The organism is Actinomyces sp. B33 (genome assembly GCF_028437565.1).
Taxonomy (GTDB): Bacteria; Actinomycetota; Actinomycetes; order Actinomycetales; family Actinomycetaceae; genus Pauljensenia.
This window is the reverse complement of record NZ_JAMRYR010000003.1, coordinates 341,148-354,363: the sequence shown is the minus strand read 5'-3', so window position 1 is coordinate 354,363 and position 13,216 is coordinate 341,148. Positions and strand designations below refer to the sequence as shown.

13 protein-coding genes are annotated in these 13,216 nt (G+C 72.3%); 4 read left to right on the top strand and 9 right to left on the bottom strand.

From position 1 onward, the window contains the following. Positions 1 to 39 precede the first annotated feature (39 nt). From M3T53_RS06130 to M3T53_RS06105, 6 genes are read right to left on the bottom strand one after another with little or no spacing between them, the layout of a single operon-like run. Positions 40 to 1,188 carry a prephenate dehydrogenase gene (locus M3T53_RS06130; RefSeq protein ID WP_272433590.1) on the bottom strand — a complete coding sequence of 383 codons (1,149 nt, stop codon included), beginning with the start codon at positions 1,186 to 1,188 and terminating at the stop codon, positions 40 to 42. Positions 1,189 to 1,192: 4 nt separating this feature from the next. After that, entirely contained in the window at positions 1,193 to 1,942 is a 750-nt protein-coding gene (locus M3T53_RS06125) for a pseudouridine synthase (RefSeq protein WP_272433589.1), read from the bottom strand. Beyond that, the gene (gene scpB / locus M3T53_RS06120) at positions 1,939 to 2,526 is read right to left on the bottom strand and encodes an SMC-Scp complex subunit ScpB (protein ID WP_272433588.1); all 588 of its coding nucleotides are present in this window, start codon (positions 2,524 to 2,526) and stop codon (positions 1,939 to 1,941) included. Before scpB ends, M3T53_RS06125 begins: the two co-directional genes overlap by 4 nt. Further along, positions 2,507 to 3,355 (bottom strand): segregation and condensation protein A, encoded by an 849-nt coding sequence (locus M3T53_RS06115; protein ID WP_272433587.1) that lies wholly within the window; start codon positions 3,353 to 3,355, stop codon positions 2,507 to 2,509. Before M3T53_RS06115 ends, scpB begins: the two co-directional genes overlap by 20 nt. Then, on the bottom strand, positions 3,339 to 4,202 hold the full coding sequence (locus tag M3T53_RS06110; RefSeq protein WP_272433586.1) for a ParA family protein: 864 nt from the start codon (positions 4,200 to 4,202) through the stop codon (positions 3,339 to 3,341). Before M3T53_RS06110 ends, M3T53_RS06115 begins: the two co-directional genes overlap by 17 nt. Further along, positions 4,199 to 5,167 (bottom strand): tyrosine recombinase, encoded by a 969-nt coding sequence (locus M3T53_RS06105; RefSeq protein ID WP_272433585.1) that lies wholly within the window; start codon positions 5,165 to 5,167, stop codon positions 4,199 to 4,201. The genes M3T53_RS06110 and M3T53_RS06105 overlap by 4 nt, the downstream gene beginning before the upstream one ends. Positions 5,168 to 5,345: 178 nt before the next feature. Here M3T53_RS06105 and tkt point away from each other — a divergent pair, with 178 nt between their 5' ends. From tkt to pgl, 4 genes are all read left to right on the top strand, one after another. Further along, positions 5,346 to 7,430 (top strand): transketolase, encoded by a 2,085-nt coding sequence (tkt, locus tag M3T53_RS06100; protein ID WP_272433584.1) that lies wholly within the window; start codon positions 5,346 to 5,348, stop codon positions 7,428 to 7,430. A 74-nt stretch (positions 7,431 to 7,504) separates the two neighbouring features. Next, positions 7,505 to 9,031 carry a glucose-6-phosphate dehydrogenase gene (gene zwf, locus M3T53_RS06095; RefSeq protein WP_272433583.1) on the top strand — a complete coding sequence of 509 codons (1,527 nt, stop codon included), beginning with the start codon at positions 7,505 to 7,507 and terminating at the stop codon, positions 9,029 to 9,031. Continuing rightward, complete coding sequence (locus M3T53_RS06090; protein ID WP_272433582.1) at positions 9,028 to 9,984, top strand: glucose-6-phosphate dehydrogenase assembly protein OpcA; 957 nt, start codon at positions 9,028 to 9,030, stop codon at positions 9,982 to 9,984. Before zwf ends, M3T53_RS06090 begins: the two co-directional genes overlap by 4 nt. Then, positions 9,984 to 10,724, top strand: coding sequence for a 6-phosphogluconolactonase (gene pgl / locus M3T53_RS06085; RefSeq protein WP_272433581.1), 741 nt, complete (start codon positions 9,984 to 9,986; stop codon positions 10,722 to 10,724). Before M3T53_RS06090 ends, pgl begins: the two co-directional genes overlap by 1 nt. Positions 10,725 to 10,790: 66 nt before the next feature. Here the strand turns inward: pgl and secG are convergent, their stop codons facing one another. The 3 genes from secG to M3T53_RS06070 form a co-directional block, all read right to left on the bottom strand. Beyond that, on the bottom strand, positions 10,791 to 11,036 hold the full coding sequence (gene secG / locus M3T53_RS06080) for a preprotein translocase subunit SecG (protein WP_272433580.1): 246 nt from the start codon (positions 11,034 to 11,036) through the stop codon (positions 10,791 to 10,793). A 141-nt stretch (positions 11,037 to 11,177) separates the two neighbouring features. Further along, complete coding sequence (gene tpiA / locus M3T53_RS06075) at positions 11,178 to 11,954, bottom strand: triose-phosphate isomerase (protein WP_272433579.1); 777 nt, start codon at positions 11,952 to 11,954, stop codon at positions 11,178 to 11,180. 5 nt (positions 11,955 to 11,959) lie between these two features. Next, positions 11,960 to 13,150 carry a phosphoglycerate kinase gene (locus M3T53_RS06070; RefSeq protein WP_272433578.1) on the bottom strand — a complete coding sequence of 397 codons (1,191 nt, stop codon included), beginning with the start codon at positions 13,148 to 13,150 and terminating at the stop codon, positions 11,960 to 11,962. Positions 13,151 to 13,216 lie beyond the last annotated feature (66 nt).

Sequence of the window (13,216 nt, the reverse complement as noted above, 5' to 3'; positions counted from 1 at the left end):
GCCGTGCGCGCGGCCGGACGCCGCTCGTGGCCCGGGCGGTCAGCCGGCATGGGGGATGATCCTCCACCCGCGCCGTTCCAGCTCGGCGGACGCGTCCCCCAGGCGCGCCGGGTCGAGCATGACGCGCGCCAGGCCGACGCTCTGGCCGGCTGAGTGCTCCAGGACGAGGTCCTCGATGTTGACGTCGATCTCGCCCAGCTCGGTGAAGAGCCGCCCGAGCTCGCCCGGCGCGTCGGGGATGAGGACCTCCAGCTCGGCGTAGCGGCTCGGCGCCCCGCCGTGCTTGCCGGGGATGCGCGCCACTCCCCTGTTGCCGGCCTCCATCACCCGGTTGACGGCTCCGACGCTGCCGCCGCGCAGCGGCCCGCGCTCGGCGGCGGCCTCGAGATGGACGATGAGGTCGTCGAGGTCGGCGCGCACGGCAGCGAGGATCTCGGCGACGGGCCCGGCGTTCCCCGCGAGGATCGCCGTCCACAGGCGGGGGTCGGAGGCGGCGATGCGGGCGGTGTCGCGCAGCCCCTGACCCGCCAGCCCCAGGGCCTCGGCGGGCGCGTCGACGAGGCGCGCGGCGAGCATCGACGAGACGAGCTGGGGGGCGTGGGAGACGAGGGCGACGCACCGGTCGTGCGTGCGCGCGTCCATCTCGAGGGCGACGCCGCCGACGTCCCCGGCGAGGGCGCGCACGGCGAGGACGGCCTCGGGGGAGGACTGCGCGTGGGAGACGATGACCCAGGGCCGCCCGTAGAACAGGTCGGCGTCGGCCGCCCCGGCGCCGGAGCGCTCGCGCCCGGCCATGGGGTGACTCCCGACGTAGCGCCGCGCCAGCGACGCGTCCCCCGTGCGCGCGGCTTCGTCGAGGACTCCCTCGACGACCGCGTCCTTGACGGAGGCGACGTCGGTGACGACCGCTTGAGGATGGGCGGCCAGGGCGCGGACGACGCACGCGTCGACGACGTCGGGGGGCGTGGCGACGACGACGAGGCGGGGGCGCGCGTCGGGCGCGTCGACGAGGGGGGTTCCGGCGCCGATGTCCTGGGCGAGGCGCAGGGCCGTCGGGGAGGCGTCCTCGAGGTAGACGTCGACGCCGCTGGCGCGCAGGCACAGTCCGAGGGAGGCGCCGAGCAGCCCCGATCCGATGATGAGGACGGGGCCGGCTGTGGCGATCGGGCGGGCGGGCGTCGGCGTCATCGGCTCACAGTCCGACCGACGAGTACAGGGCGACGAGGGCGTTGCCCTTGACGCGCCGGGTCGTGCCCGGCTGAAGCCGATCCAGGCCGATGGGGCCGAACCCGGTGCGCACGAGCTCGCGCACGGGGAACCCGACCGCGTCCATCATCCGCCGGACCAGGCGGTTGCGGCCCTCGTGGACGACGATCTCCACGGTCGTGATGTCCCCGTAGGTGTCGACGACGCGGAAGGAGTCGACGGCGATCGGCCCGTCCTCCAGTTCGATGCCCTCCAGCAGCCGGCGCTTGACGCCGGGCTTGACCTCGCCGTGCAGGCGGGCGACGTAGGTCTTGCGGACCTCGTAGGACGGGTGGGTCAGGCGGTTGGCCAGCTCCCCGTCGTTCGTCAGGAGCAGGAGACCGGAGGTGTCGATGTCCAGGCGACCCACGTGGTAGAGGCGCTCGGGGTAGTCGACGATCATGTCCGCCAGGGTGGGTCGCCCCTCGGGGTCGCTCATGGTGGAGACGACGCCGACGGGTTTGTTGACCGCGAGGACGACGTGCTTGGCCTCGTCGAGGATCAGCCGGTCCCCGTCGACGTGGATCGCCTGCGACTGGGGGTCGACGCGCACCCCCTGGGAGCGCACGACCCGGCCGTCGACCGTCACCCGCCCGTCGGCGATCATCTGCTCGGCCGCGCGCCGCGAGGCGACGCCGGCCTGCGACAGCACCTTCTGCAGGCGCACGCCGCCCTCGACGTAGGGGTCGTTCCTCACAGCTGCTCCTCCAGTTCGTCCAGCTCGTCGCTGGCGGGTAAGAACGGCGCCAGCGGCGCCAGGTCGTCGAGGGAATCGAATCCCATCCTCTCGAGGAAGACGCGCGTCGTCGCGTACAGGCGCGCGCCGGATTCGGACTCCCCGACCTCTTCGATCAGGCCTCTGGTGACCAGGGTACGCACCACGGCGTCGACATTCACGCCGCGGATGTGCGAGATGCGCGACCTCGACACCGGCTGGCGGTAGGCGACGACCGCCAGCGTCTCCAACGCTGCCTGGGACAGGCGCGACTGACCGGAGCCCACGACGAACCGCCCGACGACGTCGGCCCACCGGGGGCTCGAGTAGATCCTCCATCCGCCGGCGGCCCGCCGCAGCTCGAAGCCCCGGGGCCGGCCGCCGCGGGCGCCCCGGTACTCGTCGGCGAGGGCCTCGAGGGCCTCCTCGACGAGGCCGGCCTCGACGTCGAGGGCCTCGGCGATCTGACCGGCGTCCACGGGTTCGGCCGCGATCATGAGGATCGCCTCGATCGGCACCGCCAGCGAGGCGAGGGCGTCGCGGTCGTCAGTCGTCTGCGCGTCCATCGCGCGTCTCCTTCCCGGGCGCGTGCGCGCCGTAGTCGTCATCCACGTCTACGTCCACGTCCTCGTCGCCGCCGGTCCATGAGATCGTCAGCTTCCCCAGCGCCTCCTCCTGGATGAACTCGACGGCGCCGCGCCTGAAGAGCTCGAGGAGGGCGAGGAAACGGGAGACGACGACGGCGGTCGAAGCCGCGTCGGCGACGAGATCGTGGAAGGTCGCCCGGCCGGCCGCCCTCAGCCTGCGCGAGACGATGAGCGCCTGCTCGCGCACGGGGACGACCGGGTCGTGCAGGTGGGCGACCGCCACGGTCGGCGGCTGGGAGCTCAGCGCCTCGGCCGCGACCCGCGCCAGGTCCTCGGGCGAGGCGACCCACACGAGTTCGGGCAGGAGCTGGGCGAAGTGGGGTTCGAGGGGGACGTGGCGCGGGTGGGCGCGAGAGGTCGAGTCGAGGGCCTGCTCGATGCGGGCGGCCGCCATCTTGAAGGCCCGGTACTGCAGGAGCCGGGAGAACAGGAGGTCGCGGGCCTCGAGGTCCTCGGCTCTCAGGTCGTCGGCCCCCTCGGGCGAGGGCAGGAGCTGCGCGGCCTTCATATCGAGGAGGGTCGCGGCGACGACGAGGAACTCCGTCGTGCGCGACAGGTCCGGGAAGAGCCTCATGTGGGCGATGAACTCGTCGGTCACCTCGGACAGGGCGACCTCGGTGATATCGAGCTTCTTGCGGGCGATGAGCTGGAGGAGCAGGTCGAAGGGCCCTTCGAAGACGTCGAGGGCGACCTGGAACTCGTCGATCGGGACCTGGGCGGCGACCCCGGCGTCAGGCGGCGTCGCCACGGGCGATGAGTTCGCGCGCCAGTCTCCGGTAGGCGCGCGCCCCGGGGTGGTTGGGCGCATAGGTGGTGATCGGCTCGGTGGCGACCGATGCGTCGGGGAACTTGATGGTCCTGCCGATCCTCGTCGTGAACACCAGGTCGCCGAAGGCGTCCCCGAGCCGGTCGAGGACCTCGCGCGAGTGGAGGGTCCGCTGGTCGACCATCGTTGCGACGATCCCGTCGATCTTCAGGCGGGGGTTGATGCGGTCGCGGACCGTCTCGATGGTCTCGACGAGGAGGGCGACGCCGCGCAGGGCGAAGAACTCGGCCTCGACGGGGACGATGACGCCGTGGGCGGCGGTCAGCGCGTTGATGGCCAGGAGACCGAGGGAGGGCTGGCAATCGATGAGGATCACGTCGTAGTCGTCCTCGACGTGGCGCAGGACGCGGGCGAGCGCCGACTCGCGGGCCACCTCGTTGACGAGCTGGACCTCGGCGGCCGACAGGTCGATATTCGCGGGGATGATGTCCAGCCCCTCGACGGATGTGGGGCACACGGTGGCCCGCACGTCGGCCTTCGGGTTCGTCAAGAGTGTGTAGACCGTCTGGTCCATGTCGAGGGTGTTGACGCCCAGGCCCACGGAGGCGGCGCCCTGCGGGTCGAAGTCGACGATGAGGACGCGCCTGCCGTACTCGGCGAGGGAGGCCCCCAGGTTGATCGTCGTCGTCGTCTTCCCGACGCCGCCCTTCTGATTGCACATGGCGATGACGCGGGCCGGTCCGTGCCCGCTCAACGGCGCGGGAACGGGGAAGTCCTCGGGATCGGTGGGGATCTCGCCGGTCAGGGTGGGCTGCGCTGGGGTCGTCACGTCCCCGATTCTAGGCCATCGGCCCCCGTCGCGGCCCCTGCGCGGGCGCGCGGGTGGCTCGACCGGTAGATCTCGCGCAGCGTCGTGGCCGTCACCCGCGTGTAGATCTGCGTGGTCTGGACGGAGGCGTGGCCGAGGAGCTCCTGGACGTCGCGCACCGACGCCCCGCCCTCGAGGAGGTGCGTGGCGAAGGAGTGGCGCAGCGTGTGCGGCGATACCCGGCGGTCGAGGCCGGCCCGCTCGGCGCACCGTTGAATGGCCTCCCAGGCGCTCTGGCGCGACAGGGGCGCCCCGCGGGCGTTGAGGAAGATCCTCGCCCCTCCCCTGCCCCGGGCGGCGAGCCCCGGGCGGGCGCGCACGAGGTAGGCGCCGAGGGCCTCCTTGGCGACGTGCCCGAGGGGCACGAGGCGCTCCTTGCGCCCCTTGCCGAGCAGCCGGACGACGGGCAGCTCGTCGTCGAGGTCGACGTCGTCGACGCACAGGGCGACCGCCTCGCTCACGCGGGCCCCGGTCGCGTACAGCACTTCGAGGAGCGCCCAGTCGCGCAGGCCCGCAGGCCCCTCGCCGGCGCGGGCCGCGTCGAGGAGGCGGGCGACCTCGTCCACCCCCAGGGCCTTGGGCAGGTGATCGCCCTGGCGGGGCGGGCGGACGCTCGCGGCGGGGTCGTCGGCGGTCAGGCCCTCGACGACGGCGAAACGGTGGAGGCCGCGGATCGAGGCGCTGGCCCGGGCCACGGACGAGGCCGCGGCCGGGCGGCCCGTCAGCCGGCCGGCGGACAGGTCGGCGAGGTGGCGCTCGACGTCGACGGGGGACACCCCGGCGAGCGCGGTGATCCCATGGGATTCCAGGTCGGCGATGTAGCGGTCGATGTCGCGCCGGTAGTTGGAGACGGTGTGGGGCGAGGCCCCGCGTTCGACGCGCAACTGGTCGAGCCAGTCGGCGGCGGCCTCCTCGATCTCGTTCACGCGCCCACCCTATCGCCGCTCCCGCGCCCCGCTCCCCCATGCCTCGAAGAATCGTTCCAGCGCGGTGGACATGAGTTCGCGGCCCCGGTCCCGATGTCGGGGGCGGACCCGGCTAAACTGGTCGCGGATACCCACACCGGCCCCGACGACGGGGCCCTGACAGGCTGGAGGCCTAGACGTGACATTGACATGGGACCCGATCGACGACCGTGCCGTCGCCACCGCGAAGATCCTCGCCGCCGACGCCGTCGAGCAGACCGGCAGCGGCCACCCGGGCACGGCGATTTCCATCGCCCCCGCCGCCTACCTCCTCTACCAGCGGCACATGAACATCGATCCGTCCGATGACCGGTGGATCGGCCGCGACCGCTTCATCCTGTCCGCCGGCCACTCCTCCCTCACCCAGTACATCCAGCTCTACCTGGCCGGGATGGGCCTCGAACTCGACGACATCAAGGGCCTGCGCACCGCGGGGTCCCTGACCCCCGGCCACCCCGAGTACGGGCACACCAAGGGCGTGGAGATCACGACCGGCCCGCTGGGCACCGGTATCGCCTCCGCCGTCGGCTTCGCGATGAACGCCCGGCGCCTCCACGGCCTCCTCGACCCCGACACCCCCGTCGGCCAGTCGGTCTTCGACCACAACGTCTACGTCATCGCCGGCGACGGCTGCTTCCAGGAGGGCGTCTCCTCCGAGGCCTCGTCCCTGGCGGGCACCCAGCGCCTCGGCAACCTGACGGTGATCTGGGACGACAACCACATCTCCATCGAGGACGACACGAAGATCGCCTTCACCGAGGACGTCCTCGCCCGCTACGAGGCCTACGGCTGGCACGTCCAGCGCGTCGACTGGCTGAGCGAGGACGGGTCCTACTGCGAGGACGTCGCCGCCCTCGACGCCGCCCTGGAGGCCGCCAAGGCCGAGACCGCCCGCCCCTCGCTCATCGCCGTGCGCACGATCATCGGCTGGCCCACCCCCGTCAAGCAGAACACGGGCGGCATCCACGGCGCCAAGCTCGGAGACGAGGCCCTCAAGGGCCTCAAGCGGGAACTGGGCCTCAACGAGGACGCGATGTTCGACGCCGACCTGGAGGCCGTCGAGGCCGCCCGCCGCAACGTCGCCGAGCGCTGCGCCGCCTACCGCGCCGACTGGGACGCCCGCTTCGAGGCGTGGAAGACCGCCAACCCCGAGCGCGCCGCCCTCCTGGCCCGCCTCGAGTCCGGCGCCCTGCCCGATGGCTGGGAGGAGTCGCTGCCGGTCTTCGAGGACGGCACACCCGTCGCCACCCGCGCCGCCTCCGGTATGGTCCTCAACGCCATCGCCGACGTCCTCCCCGAGCTCTGGGGCGGCAGCGCCGACCTGGCCGGGTCGAACAACACGTACATGAAGAACCATCCGTCGTTCCTGCCCGAGGGGGCCTCCTCCACCGCCTTCCAGGGCAACGAGTTCGGCCGCAACCTCCACTTCGGCGTCCGCGAGTTCGCCATGGGCGCGATCCTCAACGGCATCGCCGCCGACGGCCCGACCCGCCCCTACGGCGGGACGTTCTTCGTGTTCTCCGACTTCATGCGCGGCGCCGTGCGCCTGGCCGCCCTCATGGACCTGCCGGTCACCTACGTGTGGACCCACGACTCCATCGGCGTCGGCGAGGACGGCCCCACCCACCAGCCCATCGAGCACCTGACCGCCTACCGGGCGATCCCGAACCTCGCGCTGATCCGTCCGGCCGACGCCACCGAGACCGTCGCCGCGTGGAAGGCCGTCCTCGAGCAGTCCCACCCGGCCGCCCTCGTCCTGTCGCGCCAGAACCTGCCCAACCCGGCGCGCGGGGAGGGCACGGGCCTGGCCTGCGCCGACGGCCTCGTGCGCGGCGCCTACGTCCTGGCCGACACCGAGGGCGCGCCCGACGTCATCCTCATGGCGTCCGGCTCCGAGGTGAGCGTCGCTCTTCAGGCCCGCGAGGCCCTCGCCTCCGACGGCATCGCGGCTCGCGTCGTGTCCGTGCCCTGCCTCGACTGGTTCGAGCAGCAGGACGAGGACTACCGCGAGGAGGTCCTCCCCTCGTCCGTCAGGGCCCGCGTCTCCGTGGAGGCCGGCCTGGCCGCCCCCTGGTACCGCTGGATCGGCGAGGCCGGCCGCGCCGTGTCCATCGAGCACTTCGGCGCGTCCGCCGCCGGCGAGCTCCTCTTTGAGGAGTACGGCATCCACGCGGCCGCCGTCGTCGAGGCGGCCAAGGAGTCCCTGGCCGCCGTCCGGGCCTGAGCGCCCTCCCGCCCCGGGGCCGCAGGGACTGCCCGTCCCTGCGGCCCCCTCACATCGACCCTGAAGGACACCCCGTGGCACGACTGCCCGTCGACGTGCGCGACCCCCTCGATCGCCGGCTCCCGCGAATCGCCCCGCCCTGCGGCCTCGTGATCTTCGGCGTCACCGGCGACCTCGCCCGCACGAAGCTCCTCCCGGCCGTCTACGACCTGGCGAACCGGGGGCTGCTCAACCCCGCGTTCGCCCTGACCGGGTTCGCCCGCCGCGACTGGGGGCCCGAGGACTTCGAGTCCTACGTGCGCGACGCCATCGAGAAGGGCACGCGCACCGGGTTCGACGAACGGACCTGGGAGCAGCTGCGCGCGGGGCTGCGCTTCGTATCGGGAACCTTCGACGACCCCGACGCCTACGAGGCGCTCGCCCGGACGGTCGCCGACCTCGACCGGTCCCGCGGCACCGGCGGCAACCACGCGTTCTACCTGTCGATCCCGCCGTCGTGGTTCCCGGTCGTCTGCCAGCGCCTGGCCGACACCGGGCTCAACCGCCGCCGAGGGCGCGAATGGCGCCGCGTCATCATCGAGAAGCCCTTCGGCCACGACCTGGCGTCGGCCCGCGAGCTGTCCGACGTCGTCTCCCGGGTTTTCGACGAGTCCGACGTGTTCCGCATCGACCACTACCTCGGCAAGGAGACGGTGCAGAACATCATGGCGATGCGCTTCGCCAACACGATGTTCGAGCCCCTGTGGAAGGCCAACTACGTCGACCACGTCCAGATCACCATGGCCGAGGACATCGGGATAGGCACGCGCGCCGGGTACTACGACGGCATCGGGGCGGCCCGGGACGTCATCCAGAACCACCTCCTCCAGCTCCTCGCCCTGACGGCCATGGAGGAGCCCGTGCGTTTCGACCAGGAGCAGATGCGCGCCGAGAAGGAGAAGGTCCTGTCGGCGGTGCGCCTGCCCGACGACCTCGCGTCGTCCACGGCCCGGGGCCAGTACTCGCGGGGCGTCCAGGGCGGGGGCCCCGTCAAGGGGTTCCTCGACGAGGACGGGATCGGCGCCGACTCGACGACCGAGACCTTCGCGGCGATCACCCTCTTCGTCGACACGCGCCGCTGGGCCGGCGTCCCCTTCTACCTGCGCGCCGGCAAGCGCCTGGGCAAGCGGGTCACCGAGATCGCCGTCGTCTTCAAGAAGTCCGCGCACGTGCCCTTCGACAACTCCGACGTCGCCGAGTCCGGGCAGAACGTCCTCGTGATCCGCGTCCAGCCCGACGAGGGGATGACGATCAAGTTCGGCGCGAAGGTGCCGGGCACGGAGATGCAGGTCCGCGACGTGACGATGGACTTCGGCTACGGCCACGCCTTCACGGAGGACTCCCCGGAGGCGTACGAGCGGCTGATCCTCGACGCCCTCGCCGGGGCCGCCCCGCTCTTCCCCCACCAGCGCGAGGTCGAGCTGTCGTGGCGGATCCTCGACCCCGTCCTCGACTTCTGGGCGTCCCAGGGGGCGCCCGACCCGTACCGGCCGGGCTCCTGGGGCCCTGCGTCCGCCCACGAGATGATGGCCCGCGACGGGCGCGCCTGGAGGCTCCCATGATCATTCCCCTGAAGGACACGACGTCCTCGCGGATCGCCGCGCGCCTCGTCTCCCTGCGCGACCAGCAGGGGGCGTCCGCCCTCGGGCGGGTGATGACCCTCCTCGTCGTCGTGCCCTCCGCGGACGAGGTCGAGGACGCGATCGCGATCTGCGACGCGGCCTCGCGCGAGCACCCGTGCCGCGTCATCGTCGTCGTCGACTCCCCCGCGACCGGCCCCTCCCCCTCCGGCTCCATCGAGCCCCGCCTCGACGCCGAGCTGAGGGTCGGGGATGCGGCCGGCCCCTCCGATGTCGTCGTCCTCGTCCCCTCGGGTCTGGACGCCGACGACCTCGACCTCCTCGTCGCCCCGCTGCTCCTGTCGGACACGCCGGTCGTCGCCTACTGGCCGGGGATGCCGCCGCCGAGCCCCGGCCAGCACCCCCTCGGCAGGATCGCCATCCGCCGGATCACCGACTCGCGCGGGAGCGAGTGCCCCGTGTCCACCCTCCTCGACCTGGCCCGCTCCTACGCGCCGGGCGATACGGACCTCGGCTGGTCGGGGGTCACGCTGTGGCGGGCGCTCCTGGCGGCCCTCGTCGCCGACTTCGGCTCTGCTCCCGTGTCGGCGAGGGTCCACGGGCATGCGACCCACCCCTCGTCGTTCCTCATCGCCGCATGGCTGCGCCGGGAGCTCGGCGTCCCCGTCGAGCGCGAGACCGACCCGAGCGCCCAGACCCTCACCCGGGTGTCCTTCGACCTGGAGGACGGTTCGCGGGTCCGTCTCGAGCGCGATGCCGACTCCTCGGTCGCCTTCGTCCACCGGGAGGGCTTGGACCCCGCGTCGGTCAACCTCCCGCGCCGCCGTGTCCAGGACTGCCTGATGGAGGAGCTGCGCCGCCTCGACCCGGACGTCTACTACGGGAGCCTCATCACCGAGGACCTCGCGGCGTTCGCTCCCGGAGGAGGCCGTTGATGCGCCGGCCGGTGGTCGTCCCCACCGCGGACGAGGCCGCCGCCCGCCTCGCGGACCTGGCGATCGACGCGCTCGCCGGGGCCTGCGCCTCGGGCGGGCGCGTCGACGCGGCCATCGCCGGCGGGTTCGTCTGCGAACGGGTGCTGCCGGCGATGCGGGCGCGCGCGAACGAGGTCGAGTGGTCGCGCGTGCGCGTGTGGTGGGTCGACGAGCGCTTCGTCGCCGCCGACGACCCGGACCGCAACGACCTGGCGGCCATCGCGTCCTTCTTCGACGAGGTCCCCGGGGCCCGCCTGATGCGGATGCCGGCGGACCGTTCGCAGGGGCTCGACGAGGCGGTCCGGGAGTTCGGGGGGACGTGGGCGCGGGAGATGGCGGGGCGCCGCCTCGACCTCGTCGTCGCCGGCATGGGGCCCGACGGCCATGTCGCGAGCCTCTTCCCGGGTTTCCCGTGGTCGATGGAGTCGGGGCCGGACGTCGTGGCCGTGCGCCGGTCCCCCAAGCCCCCGCCGAATCGGATCAGCCTGTCGATGCCGGTGCTGACGTCGGCCCGGCGGATCCTCCTGGGGGCGTGCGGTTCCTCGAAGGCCCGGGCCCTGTCGCGGGCTTACGGCGGGGCGCACCCGCAGGAGTGCCCCGCGGCTGCGCTCCTCGATGCGGGCGCCGAGGCGGTCCTCGACGCCCAGGCGGCCCGGGAGCTGCTCACGGTCGCCGAGCGGGGGAACGAACGACCCTCGTGAGGCTCCTCTGAGACGATGACGCCCCGATCCGTCAGGATCGGGGCGGGATCACGTGAGCGGCGGGGCTCAGAACACCCACTTCTGCAGGAGGCCGTAGCCGACGATCGACACGGCCCAGATCAGCAGGACGCCGAGGGTGATCCGGTTGAGGTTGCGCTCGGCGACCCCGGACGAGCCCGCCGTCGAGGAGATGCCGCCGCCGAACATGTCGGACAGGCCGCCGCCGCGCCCCTTGTGCATGAGGACGGTGAGGGTCAGCAGAATGCTCGTGATGACGATGAGCACGATGAGGGTGATCTTCAGGGCAGTCACTGTGTATCCGATTCCTAGCGGTGATCGTGTCGGTGCACCGGATGGAGCGCGACATCTGATCGGTCTTCGCAGAGTCTAGTGGGTGGGAGCCGATGGGGGCCAACCGGCGCACCGGTCGGCCCCCTCGGACTCGTCCGAGCATCAGGCGTAGAAGCGGGCCATCTCGGCGAAGGACTCGGCCTTGAGCGACGCGCCGCCGATGAGGGCGCCGTCGATATCGGCCTGGGCCATGAGCTCCTTGATGTTGCCCGGGTTGGCCGAGCCGCCGTACAGGATCCGCGTCGCGTCGGCGGTGGCGTCCCCGAAGTCCTCGCGCAGGGCCTGACGGATCGCCCCGCAGACCTCCTGGGCGTCCTGCGAGGTCGCGGTCTCGCCGGTGCCGATCGCCCAGATCGGCTCGTAGGCGACGACGATCGCCGCGACGTCCTCGGCCGACCATCCGGCCAGGGCCGCGCGGATCTGGCCCAGGACGAACTCGACGTGGGTCCCGGCCTTGCGGACCTCGAGCGCCTCGCCGCAGCACAGGACCGGGGTGAAGCCCGCGTCGAGGGCCTTGCGGGCCTTGGCGCCGACGAGCTCATCGGATTCGCCGTGGTACTCGCGGCGCTCCGAGTGGCCCATGATGACGTACGAGCAGCCGAGCTTGTCGAGCATCGCCGTGGAGATCTCGCCGGTGTAGGCGCCGTTGTCGTGAATCGACACGTCCTGGGCGCCGTACTTGATCCCGAGCTCGTCGGCGTCGACGATCGTCTGGACGGTGCGGATGTCGGTGAACGGCGGGAAGACGACGACTTCGCACCGGTCGTAGTCGTGGTGATGGTCCTTGAGCTCCATGGCGATGCCCTGGACGAGATGGTTGGCCTCGAGGTGGTCGAGGTTCATCTTCCAGTTGCCGGCCATCAGGGGGGTGCGTGTCATGTCGATCAGTCCTCCAGAACTGCGATGCCGGGCAGGACCTTGCCCTCGAGGAGTTCGAGGGAGGCGCCGCCGCCGGTGGAAATGTGGGAGAAGGTTTCCTCGTCGAAGCCGAGGGTGCGCACGGCCGCGGCCGAGTCGCCGCCGCCGATCACCGAGAACATGTCGCCCTCGGACAGGGCCCGGGCGACGGCGGCGGTCCCGCCGGCGAAGGCCGGGAACTCGAAGACGCCCATGGGGCCGTTCCACGCGACGGTCTTGGCCGCCGCGATCTTCTCGGCGAAGAGCCGCTGGGACTCGGGCCCGATGTCGAGGCCCATCTGGTCGTCCGGGATGGCGTCGACGGGGACGACGGTCGCGGGCGCGTCGGCGGCGAACCGGGGGGCGACGACGACGTCGACGGGCAGGACGAGGTCGACGCCGCGCTCGGCGGCCTCGGCGAGGTACCCCTTGACGGCCTCGATCTGATCCTCCTCGAGGAGGGACGTGCCGACCGAATGGCCCTGGGCCGCGAGGAAGGTGAAGGCCATGCCGCCGCCGATGAAGAGCATGTCGGCCTTCTTCAGCAGGTTGGCGATGACGCCGAGCTTGTCGGAGACCTTCGAGCCCCCCAGGACGACGCCGTAGGGGCGCTCGGGGTCGTCGGTGGCCCGCGACAGCGAGTCGATCTCCTTGAAGACGAGGAGGCCGGCCGCCGAGGGGACGAGCTGGGCGATGTCGTAGACGGAGGCCTGCTTGCGGTGGACGACGCCGAAGCCGTCGGAGACGAAAGCGTCGCCGAGCTCGGCGTAGGCGCGGGCGAGCTCCTGGCGCTCCTCGTCGACCTTCGAGGTCTCGCGCGGGTCGAAGCGGACGTTCTCGAGCAGGGCGATCTGGCCGTCCTCGAGCCCGGCGACGACGGACTTGGCGGACTCCCCGACGACGTCCTCGGCCAAGGCGACGGGGGCGTCGATGAGCTCGCCGAGGCGGGCGGCGACGGGGGCGAGGGAGAACGCGGGGTCGACCTGGCCCTTGGGGCGGCCCAGGTGGGCCATGACGACGACGCGGGCCCCGGCGTCGACGAGGGTCTTCAGGGTCGGAAGCGCCGCTCGGATGCGGCCGTCGTCGGTGATCTGGCCGTCCTTGAGCGGGACGTTGAAGTCGGAGCGGACGAGGACGCGCGTGCCGCGCAGGTCGCCCAGGGATTCGATGGTCCTCATGGAACCAGCCTTTCGGGGATGGGGGCGGTGGCCGCCCGTTCCTTCGGAAGATGCGGCGGACGCCCG